The sequence below is a fragment of the Methanoculleus sp. MH98A genome, assembly GCF_000691865.1.
Lineage (GTDB): Archaea > Halobacteriota > Methanomicrobia > Methanomicrobiales > Methanoculleaceae > Methanoculleus.
Genome location: NZ_JMIO01000045.1, coordinates 12,991 through 29,685, shown reverse-complemented (window position 1 = coordinate 29,685; position 16,695 = coordinate 12,991). Strand labels below are relative to the sequence as shown.

The following is a 16,695-nucleotide window of genomic DNA, read 5'->3' as shown; positions in this document are numbered from 1 at the left end:
AACCTTTATCTCTCCTCTTATTGACATAATAGAGCGCATTCGATCAGCTACGCTACTGATGAATGATGACGGAGCAGCAGAGGGCTGCACCTGAAAGAGGTGAGTTATGGCAAAGGCATATGTAAAATTCGAGATTCCGGAAGAGATCCAGAATAAGGCTCTTGAAGCCCTTGAGATAGCAAGGGACACCGGTAAGGTGAAGAAGGGGTCCAACGAGGCAACAAAAGCAGTTGAGCGCAACATTGCCCAGCTGGTTCTTATCGGTTCGGACGTTGAGCCTGAAGAAATTGTGATGCATCTGCCGCCGCTCTGCGAGGAGAAGCAGATCCCGTTCGTCTACATCTCCAAGCAGAACGACATCGGCCTGGCGAGCGGCCTCGAGGTCGGCTCGGCAGCCGCCGCGATCGTCAAGTCCGGCAAGGCAAAGGACCTCGTCGAAGAGATCGCGAAGCAGATTGCTGCACTGAGAGAGTGAGGGATAAATCATGGCAAACGACGGAACGCCCGCAGAAGTTATCGAGATCATCGGCATGACCGGGATGCATGGCGAAGCCCAGCAGGTGAAGTGCCGGGTTCTCGACGGCCCGAACAAAGGGCGGATCATCACCCGCAACACGGTGGGCCCGATCAGGGAGGGAGACATCCTTTCGCTGCTCGAGACCGAACGTGAGGCCAAGAAGCTCTCGAGGCGGTAACCATGGTCGACAAGTACGTCTGCAATTTCTGTGGAGAGGTTCTGGAGCCCGGCACCGGCAAGATGTTCGTCAAGAAGGACGGAACCATCCTCTACTTCTGCAGCACCAAGTGCCAGAACAACTACCGGCTCGGCCGGGTGCCGCGCCGCGTCGAGTGGACCGCGATGGGACGCAAGGCCCGCGGCAAAGAGTGATCGGCATGGACCGCACCTTCGTGATGGTCAAACCCGACGGCGTCCAGCGCGGGCTCGTCGGGGAGATCGTCTCCCGGTTCGAGGCGAAGGGCCTCAAACTCGTCGGGGCGAAACTCGAACTCCTCCCCGAGGAGCGGGTCGTCGAGCAGTACCGCGAACACCTGGAGAAGCCCTTCTTCCCGGGCCTGAAGTCCTACATCATGAGCGGACCCTGCTTCCTGATGGCCTGGGAGGGCAAGGGTGTCGTCGCGATCGTCCGCAAGATGGTCGGCGCCACCAACCCCGCAGAGGCCGAACCTGGTTCTATCCGCGGCGACTTCGCGCTCGATATCGGGCGGAACGTGATCCACGCGTCCGACTCCCTCGAGAGCGCCGCCCGCGAACTCGGCATCCACTTCTCGGCGGGCGAACTGGTCGATTACTCGCGGATCGACGAGCCCGTTCTCTACGAGTGAACGGCGGAACCGCCGGATTCCGGCGGGATACCGTTTCTTTTTCCTGGAGAATTTGTTGCGTAGCGGTGCGTGGGGGTTTTTCGCCCGGGATGAAAGGTGTAGGCCGGACCTTTGCTCGCACAGCGCCGGGCTACTGGATTTGTGTATGACACAAAGGGATTTGCACCGATAATCCTATATAGGGAAGAGTTTTGGGGTGAGTTGCGACAAAGTGGTCAATGCGAGGAAAGACCCCGTGCGGTGGACCGTGGAGGCTGCGTACCTGACGATTTTTCTTTGGTTGCATCTGGCACGGATTTCAAGGGGATATCGCCATTGGGGGTGGGGATGACGGGGAGTGCGATGTTCCGACAGGAACGGAGCACGAGAAGGCCGAAGGCCTTTGAGGGGGCGTGCCCCCTCCCCTGTCTCCCTCCTAAAACCATACCTGTAACCCCACCCCGCCCGGCCTTCGGCCTCCTCCCCCGCCCGGGGGGCGGGGGCAGTGCGTGGCGATACCCCCACGGTCCACTGCACTGCGTTTTTTCCTCGTTGCGACTGTTCTTGCACTCCGAACGTGTCAATATCATATGCCCCCAGTACGACTCGCACCATCGACGATCGAACTCCTACGCTGTAAACAGTCATTACTCACACCTGCAGTGCTCGCGCCCACTTGCGTTCGCGACTTGAAGACTAACCTCCTCCACCTGACCGCAATGAACATGAGATGTATCCCGAGTATCGACCAGAATGAACTCTATCCATCCCACCACACCCCAAGCCACCCACGAAGCCTCCGAAGGGATAAACCCACGCCAGCGCGGCCTGCCGGCGGAAAAATTCTTTACCTGAGCAGGTTTTCGGAGAAATAGATCATCCATCCTTCCCCAAAACCACAAGTGCTAATATCGAACCTACCGCATACCTGAGTATAAATGGCGGATCTCCTGAGTTTTGCGCTGCTGACGTTTTCTTCGATCCTTATCGTAGTGAACCCGCTTGCAGCCACCCTGATCTTCGTCTCCCTCACCGGCACGATGGATCAGGCGGCAAAACTCAGGGTCGCACGTGACGCAAGCCGGTTCGCCCTGCTCATCCTGCTGCTCTTCACCATTGCAGGCGGCTGGATCCTGCAGCTCTTCGGCATCTCCATCGAGGCTTTCCGCATCGCAGGCGGTCTCCTTCTCTTCGGCATAGGCATGGACATGGTCTACGCAAAGACATCCCGGACGAAGATGACGGCGACCGAGAAGTACGAAGGGCAGGACGCGGACGACATCGCCGTCATGCCGCTCGCAGTCCCGATGATCGCGGGGCCCGGCGCCATCACCTCGGCAATCGTGCTGATGAACGAGGCAATGAGCATGAGCGTCGCCGCAATCGCCGTCGTGCCGCTCGCTGCCGTTGTAGCCATCTCGCTCACCTACTACATGATGCAGAATGCCGACGTCATCGTCCGGCGCATCGGCCAGCGGGAGTACCGCGCCGCCAACCGGCTGATGGGGATGCTCCTCATCGCGATTGCAGTCCAGTTCATCCTCATCGGCATCAGAACCGCCTTCCCCATACTCACCGGAGGTATTGCATGACACCCGACCTTACGCTTCCCGGAGCCGCCCTGATCAGCACCTGCATCATCGCAGGCGGGATCCTGATCGCGGCGCAGATGTTCGCTGTTGTTATCCCGTTCGCCCCGTACGTCATGGTGACGCTCGCCGTTCTCGTCGTCCTCGGCGCCGCCATGCTCATCTTCTCCTGCAGGGGCAGGGACGCGAGCCCGTCTCAGGAATGACGAAGATAACCCTTGCGCAGGCCGGCGGCGGCCGTGGCAACCCTGCGGAGAGGCTCGAGGCGGCCGGCCGGATGGCCGGGGAGGCCGCGGCGGCGGGAGCATCGCTCATCTGTTTTCCCGAGCAGTTCGTGACCGGATGGTCGCCGAAGGTCCCGCCGGGCTCCGGCGAACCCCTGGACGGCCCGCTCACTGCCGCGTTCGCACGGATAGCAGAGGAGAACGGTATCGCGGTAGCAGGATCGATCGTCGAAGCGGGGCCGGAGAATCGTCCTAAGAACACCACCGTGGTGCTCGACGAAGACGGCGAACTCCTCGCTGCCTACGCGAAGATCCATCTCTTCTCCCCCGAGGGAGAAGACCAATACTACACCGCAGGCGACCGGATCGCCACGTTCACCGTCGACAAAACGACGTTCGGGCTTGCAGTCTGCTACGACCTGCGGTTCCCGGAACTCTTCCGGATCTACGCCATAGCCGGCGTGGAGTGCATGCTGGTCCCGGCCGCATGGCCCTGCTCCCGGCTCTCCCACTGGGAGACCCTGCTCCCCGCACGGGCTCTCGAGAACCGGTACTACGTAGCCGGGATCAACACGGCCGGCCGGCCGGGCGCGCCCTGCTGCGGGGGATCGCTCGCCGCCGACCCGGACGGAACCGTCATCGGCCGGTGCGGGGCCGGGGAAGAGGCCATCTCCATCGAGGTCGATCCTGTAGCGGTTCATGAGGCACAATCCTCACTTCCTTCACTTTCAGACCGCAGAAGTGACCTTTATCACAGACTGCTCTCCAAACTGTAGAGATTTCCCATGCGGGGTGACCAGCACGTATCGCTCAGTCTTGCTACGGCAGCATTTCTTATCGCTCCCTGGGCCACCGCCATCGACGCGGCCGCGATCGCCGTCCTCCTCTCCGGCGTCTTCATCGGATCGCTCGCCCCGGACGCAGATGCCGTCGATGCGGCGATATTCAACGGCAGAATAGCCGGCGCGAAAGGGAAGAGAGGACAGGTGGTAAACGGCTTTGCGTGGTGCTCCCGATCTTCGGCTACACCATCAGGTATCTCATTTACTACCCGCTCTCCCTCGTCTTCATGCTGATCCTCAGGAAGAGTTACCGGCACAGGCACCGCGGACTGCTCCACTCGTTCCCGGGTGTCGGGCTGACAAGCCTCGTCCTCTCCGGTTACCTGGCCCTCATCCTCACCTGGCTCGGGAGTTCCCTCGCGCTCCTTCCGGTTTTCGGGTGCGCATTCTTTGCAGGGTGCGTCCTCCACCTCGTGGAAGACACCTGCACCCCGGCCGGCGTCGCCTGGCTTTACCCCTTCTCCAAGCGGCGAGTGGCCGGCCGTGTCCGGGCTCAGGGGCTCTTTGAGGTGCGCCCTGCAGCCTTCGCCATCGTGCTCACCGTAGCGGCGGCCGGGATGTTCGTCGCGCCGTTCGTGACCCCCATGTCGGTCGAGGAACTCGGAGGCCTCGCGCTCGTCGCCGCTCCCGCCCTCTGGCTGCTCTTCATGCTCGTCTCCCGCGTCCGGCCCGAGCAGCGGCGGCGGTAAGCCGGACCGTCCGGATCCCTGATAGCATATCTATACGTATCCGCGCGATCAACGATTTCCTATGTACCGTCTCGTCTGCGTTCATTGTGGTGCAACCTACTCACCGGACCAGATCATCTATACGTGCAACCGCTGCGGACACCTGCTGACCGTCGAATACGACATGGACGGCATCGACGTCTCACGCGACGAATGGAACCGGCGCCCCCTTTCGGTCTGGCGCTACCGCGAACTCCTCCCGGTTCGGGGTGAACCGGTCTCCCTCCAGGAAGGAGGGACCCCGCTCTACCACTTAAAGAACATCGGTAAGGAACTGGGCCTCTCCGAACTCTACGCAAAACACGAGGGGATGAACCCGACCGGTTCGTTCAAGGACCGGGGCATGACCGTGGGCGTCAGCATGGCCCGCGAGCTCGGGATGACGACGGTCGCCTGCGCGAGCACCGGGAACACCTCCGCAAGCCTCGCTGCCTACGCGGCAAAGGGCGGCGTCCCCTGCGTCGTCCTCCTGCCCGCGGGAAAAGTCGCTCTCGGGAAGGTTGCCCAGGCGCTGATGCACGGTGCCCGGGTCATCTCCATCCGCGGCAACTTCGATAGGGCGCTCGAGATGGTACACGAGCTCTGCATCAGCCACGGCCTCTATCTCTTGAACTCGGTCAACCCCTACCGGCTGGAGGGGCAGAAGACGATCGGGTTTGAGGCGGTCGACCAGCTCGGCGGCGAGGTGCCCGACCGGATGGTTCTCCCCGTAGGAAACGCGGGCAACATCTCCGCGGTCTATAAAGGGCTCAGAGAACTCGAATCCCTCGGGTTCATCGACCGGCTGCCGATGATGACCGGCATCCAGGCTGCCGGCTCCCAGCCGGTGGTGAAGGCGATTGAGCAGAACCTCGAGGTGCTGGTTCCTGAAGCCGAGCCCGAGACCGTTGCGACCGCGATACGTATCGGCGCCCCGGTGAACGCAGAGAAGGCACTCGTCGCCATCCGGGCGACGGGGGGGACGGCGGCATCCGTGACCGACGAGGAGATCCTTGCCATGCAGCGCGATCTCGCAAGGAAAGAAGGGATCGGGGTCGAACCCGCTTCGGCAGCCTCGGTCGCCGGAATACGAAAACTTGCCGAACTCGGCCTGATCGACAAGGATGAGCGGATCGTCTGCGTGGTGACCGGTCATCTCTTGAAAGATCCTGAAACAGTGGTGCGACAATGCGAGCCCCCCATCGAGATCGACGCGGACCTGCCCTCGCTGCTCTCTGTCTTGCGCTGATCCTGATCGCTGCTCCGGCGGCGGCACAGGACGCCGCCGTCCGGGTGCTCTCCGACGGCACCGCCTACGAGGCCTCGTTCGAGGTCACGGGGAGCGAGCATGCCTTCTGGACGCCGGGGATGCTGGGGGAGCGCGTTCCGCTCCAGGTCGAGGAACTCGAGGTGCTCGGTCCCGCAGGCCCGGTCGATTACCAGGAAACGGGGAGAGGGGTCATCACCTTCCCGGAGGGGAACTACACGATCACCTACCGGGCCCCAGTGAGGGATAACCACCTTGTGGCGGCCTTCGATACGCCGTATGCCGTAACCGTCGCCCTGCCCGGGGGCTTCGACGTCAAAAACCCGCTCATCGGCATGGTCAGCCCCGGCGCCGTGATCTCTACCGGGCCGAACGGGACCACGGAGGTCGCCTGGGACCGGATACGTGTCGTGGAGGTCCGTTTCTACACCCCGGAGCGCGAGATCCTGCTCACCACCTTCGGCACCATATGGCTCGCGGTCGCGCTCGTCCTCCTCCTTCCCCTCCTCATTTCGCGGAGGAAGGAGGGCGAATGATCGACGTCGTCGCCGCATCGTTCCTGATCGGGTTCTCCGGGGCCGCCTCGCCCGGCCCCATGACCGCCTCGGTTCTCGGCCTCGGGTCGCGGCAGCCCGGCCGGTTCGTCGCGGGGCTGGTCGCGGGGCACGGCATCCCCGAAGCCGCCATGGTCGCGGCCATAGCCTTCGGCGTGCGCGACATTCCGCATATCGACCTCATCGCCATTCTCGGCTCGGGCGTGCTCGTCGCGCTCGGCACGATGCAGTTCCTCCGTGCGGGAGAGACCGTCCCCGCGACCGGGGAGACGAAGACGCCGGTTGCCTTCGGGCTCGCGTGCACGCTCGGCAACCCCTACTGGTGGGTCTGGTGGCTCACGTTCGGCGTCGGGTTCCTCGCGCTCCACCCGGCGTTCGTCGAGTTCTATGTCGGGCATATCGGCGCGGATATCGTCTGGCTCGGGCTTCTCGCCTTTGCGGTCTCCCGGGGAGCGAACGTTCTCGGCCCCCATTACAAAAAAGTGGTGCAGGCGAGCGGACTCGCCATGGTTCTCTTCGGGCTGTACTTTATTCTGACGATTCTTTCGCCTTGATATCGATCCCGAACCGCTCGGCGTTGGCATCGGCGATCGCCTGGATGCTCGCGATCATGTCGTCCTGCCGGGCAGGCTTGAAGAGGTGCCGGAAGCGCTTCTGCTTTGCGAGATACTCCTCGACCGGTTTCCGCCGCACCTTCTTCACCTTTTCGACCTGCCCGTTGACCAGCTCGTAGTTCACCCAGAGGCCTGTCTCGATGGCGAGCTTGCCCATGTTAAGCGTCTCGCCGGCCTCAAAGCCCCATCCCGTGCAGCAGGGAGTGTGCACCTGAATGTAGCAGGGGCCGGGGGTGTTGATCGCCCGCTCGACCTTCTTTATGAAGTCGTTCGGGTAGGCGATCGAGGCGGTCGCGACGTACGGCGCACCGTGTGCGGCGAGGATCGCGGGCATGTCCTTCTTCGGGTGCACATTCCCAGGCGAGCACTTGCCTGCCGGGCTCGTCGTGGTGCTCGCGCCGTACGGCGTCGCGCCCGACCGCTGGATGCCCGTGTTCATGTAGGCCTCGTTGTCGTAGCAGATGTAGGTGATGTCGTGGCCCCGCTCAAAGGCGCCGCTGATGCAGAGCACTCCGATATCGAACGTGGCTCCGTCGCCGCAGACGCAGAGGACTTTCTCGCTGCGCCCCTGCCGCTTCAACGAAGCCTCGATGCCGGAGGCAACCGCCGCGGCGTTCTCGAAGAGCGAGTGGATCCAGGGAACTCCCCAGGCGGTCTCCGGGTAAGGCGTGGAGAAGACCTCCATACAGCCGGTCGATGCTACCAGGATGGCGTTCTTCCCGGTCGCCTTGAGGAGAAGGCGAGCCGCAAGCGCCGGGCCGCACCCTCCGCACGCCCGGTGCCCGGCCGAGAAGAGTTCGCATCCTTCTTCTACTTCGGCCATTCAGAGCACCTCCGTCCGTAATCCATAGAACATATCTCCTTTCCCCTTCTCGGCGAGATCGACGATCGCGGCGATATCCCTCTTCCGCACGTCACGCCCGCCGAGAGCGATGATGTAGTCGTATACGGATATGCCGGAGCCATACAGCGCCGTCTTCACCTCGATGCCGACCGCTCCGCCGTTGCCGAGCGAGATGTTCTTGTCGAGCACCGCCACCTTCGAGACGCCCTTCAAGGCATCCGCGATCTCCTGAGCCGGGAACGGCCGGTAGGTCCGGATCTTGAGGAGCCCGACCTTTCGGCCGTTCTCGCGCATCTCGTCGACGGCGTCCTTTACGGTGCCGCAGATGGAGCCCATGGCGACGAGCGCGGTATCAGCGTCCTCGAGGCGGTAGCCCTCGACGAGCCCGGAGTAGTCCCTGCCGAACTGTTCGCCGAACTCGCGCCCGGCCTTGACGAACGCCTGTTTGGCACGCTGCATCGCCCGGTCGACTTCGTAGCGGAACTCCATGTAGTAATCGGGCGTCGCGTACATCCCGAAACTCAACGGATTTTCCGCGTCCAGCCGCTGGTAGGGGTTAAAGGCCGGCAGGTAGGCGTCCACCTCCTCCTGGGTGGGGAGGGAGACCGGCTCGAAGGTGTGCGTGAGGATGAACCCGTCGAAGCAGACGAACGCCGGGAGGAGAATATCGTGATCCTCACAGACCTTATAAGCGATCATGTGGAGATCAGCGGTCTCCTGGTTGTCTTCAGCGTAGAACTGCAGCCACCCGGAGTCGCGCAGGGATATCGAGTCCTGCTGGTCGTTCCAGATCGAGAGCGGCGCACCGAGAGACCGGTTCGCGATCGTCATCACGATCGGCTGGCGCATCCCCGCCACGTTGAAGCAGACCTCGAACATCAGGGCAAGCCCCTGGGACGTCGTCGCCGAATAGACCCGGGAACCCGCCGCACTCGCACCGAGGCAGGCGGAAAGGGCCGAGAACTCGCTCTCGACCGTGATGTACTCGGCATCGATCTCGCAGTTCGCCACCATCTGGGCAAGGTCTTCGACGATGTGCGTCTGCGGTGTGATGGGGTAGGCCGAGATAACCTGCGGACGGCAGCGTTTTACGATCTCGGCCACCGCATGCGATCCTTCCATAAACTCCAGCATTACTTCTCCTCCTTCTCCATCCGGATGGCTTTCTTCGGACAGACCTCCACGCAGAGGCCGCAACCCTTGCAGTAGTCGAGGTCGGGCTCGAACGTGCCCTCCTCCGTCTCGCGGATGCACCCTTCAGGACATACCAGAGCGCACATGCCGCACTTCGTGCAGATCTCGGGGTCAAAGACCGGTTTGAAGACCCGCCAGGCGCCCGTCTTATTCTCACGCGCCTTCCCGGGAGCCGCGGCGCAGCCGACTCGCAACGCCATTATGCGGCACCCCCGATCAGGTTGTACGCGCGCTCTGCTGCTTTGACGTTTTTGTCGGCCATGCTTCCGGAGAACCGGCTTCGCAGCGCGTGCTCGAGCGGCTCAAGCCCGATCTCGCCGGTGGCTGCGGCGAACGCGCCCATCAGGGTTGTATTGGTGATGGGCACACCGAGCTCTTCGAGCGCGATGGTGGTCGCATCGATGGTGTAGACCTTTACGCCCTCCGGAACACCGGAATCGAAGTCGGATTTCTCGGTGTTGACGATGGCAATCCCACCCGCTTTCATGCCCTTAAAGACGTCGACATCCCCGATCAGAGTAGGGTCCTGGACGATGATGTAATCGGGTTCGTAGATCTGGCTGCGCAGCCGTACCTTCTCGTCGCTGAACCGGACGAACGCCTGAACCGGGGCGCCCCGGCGTTCCACGCCGAAGGCCGGGAATGCCTGGGAAAAGACACCGCCCTCGAATGCTGCGTAAGCAATGAGTTCGGCGGCGGTCACGGAACCCTGACCACCCCTGCCGTGAATGCGTAACTCTCTCAAACAAAAACCCCCTTTAAATCTTAATGATTAATAATATAAATACCCGGCACCAACAGGCCGCGCCGGGGCCGTGAACGTGCCAAAACACCTGTTGCCCCCCAGAGGACATAATTATTGCCGGTGCCGGGAGGGGGGAGCACAGGCGCGGAGACTGCCGCCGTTCACTGGACGTTTGCAAGGCGGCTTTTGAGTTCCTCAGCGGTGCAGTGCCGCACTTCCATCAGGGCCGAGACGATCGCGTCGGAAAAAACCAGCGCCGCGGTCTCAAAGAGCGTCCCGAGAGGGGCGAACGAACCGGAGACCGATCGGTACTGTCCGGTGAGCTGGCGGATCTCGAAGTCGCGCGGGATATCCGCGTCTTTGAGCCGGTTGTTCCCGATCTCGACGATGCAGTCGGCCATGCGGCCGATATGCGAGTCGGGCGTCGAGGTGACGAGACAGATCGTTCCCCCGATCTCCCGGGCGGTCTCGCACGCGTCCACGACCGACCGGGTCTCACCCGAGCCCGAGAACGCAACGAGCACGTCTTCCGGGCCGAACGCGGGCGTGATCGTCTCGCTGATGACGTAACTCTCGAACCCGAGATGCATCAACCGCTGGGCAAACGCCCGCGCAACAAGGCCGGAGCGGCCGGCTCCAGCAAGATATATCCGCTTTGCGTTGAGGATCACTTCAAGAAACCGGCCGGCGCTCTGCTGATCCATCGTGCGCGCGGCTTCTTCGAGACGCGACGTCATCAGGAGCATGAGATCGGCGATACTGGGGCATTCCTGCTGCATGGTTCCGGCCTCTCCTCAATTGAACCATTATACTACCCGGCACCACTTAAAAGATTACGAAACCGGAGGGGCGCTGCCCGCCGGTTTGCCCGGGCGGGGGCTACCGCTCAACCGCGAGTCCGAGGATCTCGGTTGCTCCCGAGAAGACGTCGCGGGCGATCCGGGCGAGCCCCCGGGCCGCACACCACTCGTCGTAGACGGTGACGCTGCGGGAGAGGAGCCCCTCCACCCGCGGCGCGATGGCGGGAGCATGGTGCCGGCGAGGGCGACGTTCGCACCGGGGTTGAGGAGAAGCATCGAGGCGCACTCCATCGCGGCAAACATGGCCATCGTCTCCGTCCGCAGATCGGGAGGCACCGTATAGTTCACACCCGCGTGGAGAAACGCGTCGTTCGCCGTGGAGTCGCCACGGTCGATCCGGCGGATGGCGTCCACGTCGAGAGCGCCGTGCCGGGTGCCGGGCGCGAAGATGCAGGCATCGAACGCGCCGGTGATCCCCCCACCGGTCACGAGGAGGGTGACGGTGTTCGAACTCGCATCGCAGACCACGACGTCGTCCCCGAGGTCGTGCACGACCTCGTACAGGATCCCGATCTTCTCGGGGCTCGCCTGGTGGGAGTAGGCCTTGAACCGCGGGTCGGTCGGGGATCCGCGGTGCAGCCCGGGGATCACGACGGCAGGAAGGCCGCTCTCCCTGATCGCATCGTAGACCCGGGTGCCGCCGCCGATGTGCTTGCCGGCGCCTCCCGGGAGATGACGCCGCGGTTTTCGACTTTCGCGATATCGGTTACGGCCGAGATGCCGTCGCCCATCGAGTAGCAGACGGCAATGCCCTCGATCTCGTCGAGCGGAGCGAGGCGGGCAAGATCGCCGGCAGAGAAGTCCCTGGCCTCTTCCCGGGAGATCTTGAACTCCGCGTCCCCGCTTGAGAAGCGCATCGCGGTGGTGCCGTGATCGATGCCGATGAACATGATATATCCCGTTGCACTCCCGGGAGGAAGTAAGTTTTCGGATCGTCCCGTGCGAAGAGGCGTAGATCAGGCCGTGCCGGCCCGGTAACGCCTCTTTCCGTACTCGACCGCGCCGACGACGGCGAGGCCCACAAGGAAGAATATCCAGCCGCCGGAGAGCATATCCCCGGCCGCAGCACCCTTCTCCCAGAGCATGCGGGCCGAGCCGAGCATCAGGCCGGTGAGCAGAGCGAGCATCGCCCCGTGATAGGTCGCAAGGAGATATTTGAGGGCTTTCGTGAAGAGGAGGAGTCCTGCAGCACCGCCGGCGACGTAGGCCAGGATCTCAGGAAGCAGGAATCCCCGGAGCGCCGCAAGCATGAACTCGTACTGGTTGAGAATGAGGGTGATGTAGGCGCCCGAAACTCCCGGGAGGATCATGGCGCAGAGCGCCGCCATCCCGGTGAGGAAGAGAACCGGCAGGGAGTGGCCGAGATCGATATTCCCGAGGCCCCCGAGGAGGTAGCCGGCGCCGGTTCCGACGGCGAGGAAGGCGAGAGTGGCCACGTTGTGCGAGCGGATCTCAAGGAATATGGCTACTGCAGAGGCGATGATGAGGCCGAGGAAGAAGGAGTAGGTCGCCACCGTATAGTTGTCGAGGAGGGTGAGGATCACGCGGGACATCAGGAGGAAGGCGGTGCCGATCCCGGCAAGGAGGACGATGAGGAACGGGATGTCGATCTTCTCGAGATCCTTTTGGAGAGAGCCGAAGTCACCCCTCGCGAGGTGTTTTACCGATGCGGGGTCGATGCTGCCGATGGCCCCGACCAGCCGCTCGTAGATCCCGGTGATGAGGGCGATCGTTCCCCCCGAGACGCCGGGAACGATATCGCAGGCTCCCATCGCGAGACCGCGGAGATAGATCCCCGCGTGTTCCCGTATACCATCCGGGCGCAGGTTCATGGTCCGGCTCCGCTATGGGTATCGACGAACACGAAAACCCGGCTCTGCAGGCGGACGGCGGCCAAAAACCGGTTGGGTCTGCAACAGGTGCGTACCTCTCTCAATCGGACAACTCCTTGTGATTCATATGTCGGAGGCAATCATGAAAAATATGCCCCGAACGAGGGTATCGGATCGTGGAGTGAACCGGATACGGGCATTAACCTTTCCCCGTGTCGGACTCACCCGCATATGCCGGATGGCGGGGGCTTTTCCCCGCTCCACCCATAAGTAAATCCTATAGCGTGAGAGGGACATTACTCTATGATGTTCTGTATCGTAACGGGCGGTGCCGGTTTCATCGGTTCGCACGTCGTCGACGCCTGGCGGCAGGGGGAGACAATGTGCTGGTCATCGATGACTGCAGTGCGGGCACCGAGAGGAACCTTGCTCACCACGCGGCGGGCGGGCGGGTCGCCTTCGTCAGGCAGAACCTGCTCGACGACGGGTGGCAGGAACGGTTTTCCGGCGCAGACCGGGTTTACCATATCGCCGCAGACCCCGACGTCCGGCAGAGCGCCGTGACCCCGGACTCCCAGATCAGGAATAATATCGTTGCGACGCACCGGGTGCTCGAGGCGATGCGGGCGCACGGCGTGCCGGAACTCGTCTTCACCTCGACCTCGACCGTCTACGGCGATGCCGCCGTCATCCCCACGCCGGAGACCTACACCCCGCTCGAACCGATATCCGTCTACGGCGCGACGAAACTTGCCTGCGAGGCGCTCATATCGTCGTACTGCCACTCGTTTGAGATGACGTCCTGGGTCTACCGGTTCGCAAACATCATCGGCGAGCGGAGCGGGCACGGCGTCATCTCCGACTTCATCCGCAAACTCCGGGAAAACCCGCAGGAACTCGAGATCCTCGGCGACGGCAGGCAGACGAAGTCCTACCTGGAGGTCGGGGAGTGCGTCCGCGCCGTGCAGTTCGGGATCGAGCACTCGCGCGACCCGGTGAACACCTTCAACATCGGCTCCGAGGACTGGATCGACGTCGTCACGATTGCCGATATCGTTGCGGAAGAGATGGGTCTCTCCGGCGTTCGTTACCGGTTCACCGGTGGCGAACGCGGATGGGTCGGCGACGTCCCGAAGATGCAGCTCTCGGTCGAGAAACTCAAGGATCTTGGCTGGCGGTGCGCCACCACATCGGAAGAGAGCGTCCGGACAGCGGTCCGCGCCATGCTCGGATAGGGGGCACGCCGCCCCCACGGAAATTCCAGGGATTACCAGGACTTGCACAGGGTTTACATGAAGTACATCATCATTCTCGGGGACGGCATGGCGGACGAGCCGCTTGCCGAACTGGGGGGCAGGACACCCCTCGAATACGCAGAGATACCGAATATGGACAGGATCGCCCGCGAGGGGCGGTGCGGGATGCTCCGGACCGTGCCGGATGGATTCGAGCCGGGGAGCGACGTCGCGAACCTCTCGATCCTCGGCTACGACCCCCGCACCTCCTATACCGGGAGGGGGCCGCTCGAGGCGGCCAGCATGGGCATCGATCTCAGGGAGGGGGAGATGGCCTACCGGTGCAACCTGGTCGCGATCCACAGCGGCGTGATGGAAGACTTCAACGCCGGGCACATCTCAAGCGCCGAAGGCGCCGAGCTCCTCCGCGACCTCTCTGCCGCGCTCGACGGCGTCCGGGTCCACCCGGGGATCAGTTACCGGAACCTGATGGTCGTTCCCCGCGCACGCGGCGCCGTCACCACCCCGCCCCACGACATCGTCGGCCAGCCGGTCACGGAGTTCCTCCCGCGCGGAGACGACGCCGAACGCCTCCTCGACTGCATGGAACGGGCGCGGGAGGTCTTCGCCGGCCACCCGGTCAATCGGCGCCGCCTCGAGGAGGGAAAGACCGCTGCAACCGATATCTGGCCGTGGAGCGGCGGGAAGAAACCGTCCCTTGCGCCCTTCCGCGAGAAGTACGGACTTGCCGGCGGGATGATCTCCGCAGTCGACCTCCTCGCCGGCATCGCCCGCCTTGCCGGGATGGAGGTGATCCACGTCCCCGGCGCCACCGGGTTCATCGACACCGACTACGAGGCGAAGGCCCGGTACGCGGTCGACGCCCTCGACCGTCTCGACTTCGTCTACATGCACGTCGAGGCCCCCGACGAGGCCGGGCACATGGGGAGCGTCGAGGAGAAGGTGCGGGCGATCGAGCGGCTCGACGAAGCGATCGGGATCGTCCTCGACCGCCCGGACACGGCCGTCGCGGTTCTCCCCGACCACCCGACGCCGATACGGTGCAAGACCCATACCGCAGACCCGGTGCCGTTCGCGGTGCTCGGGAAAGGAAAGGACGGTGTCTCCGCGTTCTCCGAGCGCGAGGCGAAAGGGGGCTCGTTCGGGCTCATAGAGGCCCCGGACTTCCTATCCCTGTTCTTTTCGCCGTGAACCGCCCCTGAGGAGGACGGATTTTCCGGCACCACCTTTTTGTAGTCTCCACGTACAACGCTACCCAAGGACATGGAACCCCTGACGGCAGACGGGATCGTCGAGAGGATACGGGAGATCGAGCAGGGCGTGGGAAGGCTCTCCCCGATGCAGAAGGTTCTCATCGGGACCGACGGGTCGGTGACCGGCCTGCTCGAGATGGCGACCGGCCATCCCGTCACCATCACTACCCTGGTGCAGGACATCGTCGCCGCCGATACCGAGGCGGCGGCGGCACTCGATATCGAGCAGGGCGATGAGGTCAACTACCGCGTCGTGGAGCTAAAAGACGGCGTAACGGGAGAAGTGCTCATCTATGCGGTCTCCTGCACCCCGCTCCGGCGGCTTGCACCGGAGTTCAGGCAGGACCTCATGCGGGCCGATATCCCCATCGGGAGGATTCTCCGCCGTCACCGGATAGAGTCGCGCCGGGAGATTACCGACGCCCGCGTCGTCCGTGCCGGAGCGGATCTCGCGCGGACGTTCAGCGTCCACCGGTGCGAACCGATGCTCTCGCGGAAGTACCGGATCATCCACCGCGAGGAGCCGTTGATCGCCATCGAGGAGATCTTCCCCTGCACGGCGTTCACCGACGAGATCAGGGTGCTGGTCGATGCTCCGTCCCGGATTCATATCACCCTCCTCGACATGAACGGTACGTCGGGCAGGGTGGACGGCGGGGTAGGGGTCACCCTCGACGAGCCCGGGTGCGTGCTCGATGCGCGGAAAGCCGCGGGGATCGAGGTTCGCGGCGGCGACGAGGAAGCACGCCGCAGGGTTGCCGGTGCAGCCCGGGCAGCGAAGGAGACGCTCGGACTCCCCGGGGGTGCGGAGATTGCCCTGCACGCCGCCGCACGGCAGCATGCCGGGCTCGGGAGCGGGACGCAGGTTGCGCTCGCCACAGCCGCAGCCCTCTGCCGGCTCTACGAGCGGGACGTCTCCGTATGCGATCTCGCGAAGGCCGTCGGGCGCGGCGGGACGTCCGGCATCGGCACGGCGGCGTTCGAGCAGGGCGGGTTTATCCTGGACGGCGGGCACCGGTTCGGTGCTCCGGGAGGCAAGCAGGATTTCCGCCCGTCGGCGGCGTCGCGGGGCGTCGCGCCCCCGCCGGTTCTCGCCCGGCACCGGTTCCCGGAGGACTGGCGCATCCTGCTGGTGACGCCTGAGGTAGGCACAGGAGCGCACGGGCGAGGGGAGGTCGACATCTTCCGCACCCACTGCCCGGTGCCGCTCGATGAGGTGCGGGAGGTCTGCCACGAGGTGCTCATGCGGATGATCCCGGGTCTCGTCGAGCACGATCTCGACCTCTTCGGTTCGGCGGTCAACCGGACGCAAACTCTTGGATTCAAGAAGGTCGAGGTGGGCCTGCAGCACCCGGTCGTCTCCTCGCTCCTCGAGGCGACGGTGCAGGCCGGCGCCGCCGGAGCGGGCCTGAGTTCGTTCGGGCCGACGATCTACGCCGTCGGGGATTCCGGCATGCAGGATGTGGCCCGGGCGGCGAAGGAGGTGCTCGGCGACCGGGGAGGGTCGGTGCTCCTGACGCGGGCAAGGAACTCCGGGGCGAGCGTGCGGGGGGAGTGAGGGGCGAGCATCCGGCGTTGACCTGATGCAGAA

20 protein-coding genes and 2 pseudogenes are annotated in these 16,695 nt (G+C 63.7%); 15 read left to right on the top strand and 7 right to left on the bottom strand.

Annotated elements, in window-relative coordinates; all coding sequences use genetic code 11:
- Positions 1-106 precede the first annotated feature (106 nt).
- From rpl7ae to EI28_RS07215, 12 genes are all read left to right on the top strand, one after another.
- Positions 107-475 (top strand): 50S ribosomal protein L7Ae, encoded by a 369-nt coding sequence (gene rpl7ae, locus EI28_RS07265; protein ID WP_011843565.1) that lies wholly within the window; start codon positions 107-109, stop codon positions 473-475.
- A gap of 10 nt (positions 476-485) precedes the next feature.
- Positions 486-695, top strand: coding sequence for a 30S ribosomal protein S28e (locus tag EI28_RS07260; RefSeq protein ID WP_011843564.1), 210 nt, complete (start codon positions 486-488; stop codon positions 693-695).
- Positions 696-697: 2 nt separating this feature from the next.
- Positions 698-889, top strand: a complete 192-nt coding sequence (locus EI28_RS07255) for a 50S ribosomal protein L24e (RefSeq protein ID WP_048113882.1) — start codon at positions 698-700, stop codon at positions 887-889.
- Positions 890-894: 5 nt separating this feature from the next.
- The gene (gene ndk, locus EI28_RS07250) at positions 895-1,344 is read left to right on the top strand and encodes a nucleoside-diphosphate kinase (protein ID WP_048113891.1); all 450 of its coding nucleotides are present in this window, start codon (positions 895-897) and stop codon (positions 1,342-1,344) included.
- 917 nt (positions 1,345-2,261) lie between these two features.
- Positions 2,262-2,915, top strand: coding sequence for a MarC family protein (locus EI28_RS07245; RefSeq protein ID WP_048113880.1), 654 nt, complete (start codon positions 2,262-2,264; stop codon positions 2,913-2,915).
- A complete protein-coding gene (locus tag EI28_RS07240; RefSeq protein WP_048113878.1) occupies positions 2,912-3,118 on the top strand; it encodes a hypothetical protein in 207 nt (68 codons plus the stop codon). The genes EI28_RS07245 and EI28_RS07240 overlap by 4 nt, the downstream gene beginning before the upstream one ends.
- Positions 3,115-3,912, top strand: coding sequence for a nitrilase-related carbon-nitrogen hydrolase (locus EI28_RS07235; RefSeq protein ID WP_048113876.1), 798 nt, complete (start codon positions 3,115-3,117; stop codon positions 3,910-3,912). The genes EI28_RS07240 and EI28_RS07235 overlap by 4 nt, the downstream gene beginning before the upstream one ends.
- A gap of 9 nt (positions 3,913-3,921) precedes the next feature.
- A complete protein-coding gene (locus EI28_RS14015) occupies positions 3,922-4,212 on the top strand; it encodes a metal-dependent hydrolase (protein WP_155937301.1) in 291 nt (96 codons plus the stop codon).
- Positions 4,140-4,667, top strand: a complete 528-nt coding sequence (locus tag EI28_RS07230; RefSeq protein ID WP_048113874.1) for a metal-dependent hydrolase — start codon at positions 4,140-4,142, stop codon at positions 4,665-4,667. The genes EI28_RS14015 and EI28_RS07230 overlap by 73 nt, the downstream gene beginning before the upstream one ends.
- Before the next feature lie 61 nt (positions 4,668-4,728).
- Positions 4,729-5,934, top strand: coding sequence for a threonine synthase (gene thrC / locus EI28_RS07225; RefSeq protein ID WP_048113872.1), 1,206 nt, complete (start codon positions 4,729-4,731; stop codon positions 5,932-5,934).
- Positions 5,874-6,488: a DUF5803 family protein gene (locus EI28_RS07220; protein ID WP_231476639.1), complete on the top strand. Its 615-nt coding sequence runs from the start codon at positions 5,874-5,876 to the stop codon at positions 6,486-6,488. The genes thrC and EI28_RS07220 overlap by 61 nt, the downstream gene beginning before the upstream one ends.
- Positions 6,485-7,060, top strand: a complete 576-nt coding sequence (locus EI28_RS07215; protein WP_048113868.1) for a LysE family translocator — start codon at positions 6,485-6,487, stop codon at positions 7,058-7,060. The genes EI28_RS07220 and EI28_RS07215 overlap by 4 nt, the downstream gene beginning before the upstream one ends.
- On the opposite strand, the gene EI28_RS07210 is transcribed toward EI28_RS07215, so the two are convergent.
- The 7 genes and pseudogenes from EI28_RS07210 to EI28_RS07180 form a co-directional block, all read right to left on the bottom strand.
- Positions 7,035-7,943 (bottom strand): thiamine pyrophosphate-dependent enzyme, encoded by a 909-nt coding sequence (locus EI28_RS07210; RefSeq protein ID WP_048113866.1) that lies wholly within the window; start codon positions 7,941-7,943, stop codon positions 7,035-7,037. The two genes, EI28_RS07215 and EI28_RS07210, sit on opposite strands and share 26 nt — an antisense overlap.
- Entirely contained in the window at positions 7,944-9,098 is a 1,155-nt protein-coding gene (locus EI28_RS07205) for a transketolase C-terminal domain-containing protein (RefSeq protein WP_048113864.1), read from the bottom strand.
- Complete coding sequence (locus EI28_RS07200; RefSeq protein WP_048113863.1) at positions 9,098-9,358, bottom strand: 4Fe-4S binding protein; 261 nt, start codon at positions 9,356-9,358, stop codon at positions 9,098-9,100. Before EI28_RS07200 ends, EI28_RS07205 begins: the two co-directional genes overlap by 1 nt.
- Positions 9,358-9,903: a pyruvate ferredoxin oxidoreductase subunit gamma gene (locus EI28_RS07195; RefSeq protein ID WP_048113862.1), complete on the bottom strand. Its 546-nt coding sequence runs from the start codon at positions 9,901-9,903 to the stop codon at positions 9,358-9,360. The genes EI28_RS07200 and EI28_RS07195 overlap by 1 nt, the downstream gene beginning before the upstream one ends.
- A 161-nt stretch (positions 9,904-10,064) precedes the next feature.
- On the bottom strand, positions 10,065-10,682 hold the full coding sequence (gene hxlB / locus EI28_RS07190) for a 6-phospho-3-hexuloisomerase (RefSeq protein ID WP_048113861.1): 618 nt from the start codon (positions 10,680-10,682) through the stop codon (positions 10,065-10,067).
- Positions 10,683-10,782: 100 nt separating this feature from the next.
- Positions 10,783-11,653: pseudogene (locus EI28_RS07185) on the bottom strand (methanogenesis marker 12 protein).
- Positions 11,654-11,719: 66 nt separating this feature from the next.
- Complete coding sequence (locus tag EI28_RS07180; RefSeq protein WP_052379697.1) at positions 11,720-12,595, bottom strand: DUF368 domain-containing protein; 876 nt, start codon at positions 12,593-12,595, stop codon at positions 11,720-11,722.
- A gap of 306 nt (positions 12,596-12,901) precedes the next feature.
- On the opposite strand from EI28_RS07180, the pseudogene EI28_RS07175 reads away from it, so the two are divergent.
- The 3 genes and pseudogenes from EI28_RS07175 (at position 12,902) to EI28_RS07165 (ending at position 16,662) form a co-directional block, all read left to right on the top strand.
- A pseudogene (locus tag EI28_RS07175) lies at positions 12,902-13,830 on the top strand (NAD-dependent epimerase/dehydratase family protein).
- Positions 13,831-13,887: 57 nt separating this feature from the next.
- The gene (locus EI28_RS07170) at positions 13,888-15,042 is read left to right on the top strand and encodes a cofactor-independent phosphoglycerate mutase (protein WP_048113859.1); all 1,155 of its coding nucleotides are present in this window, start codon (positions 13,888-13,890) and stop codon (positions 15,040-15,042) included.
- A 72-nt stretch (positions 15,043-15,114) separates the two neighbouring features.
- Positions 15,115-16,662, top strand: coding sequence for a beta-ribofuranosylaminobenzene 5'-phosphate synthase (locus EI28_RS07165; protein ID WP_048113857.1), 1,548 nt, complete (start codon positions 15,115-15,117; stop codon positions 16,660-16,662).
- The last annotated feature ends 33 nt before the right edge of the window (positions 16,663-16,695 follow it).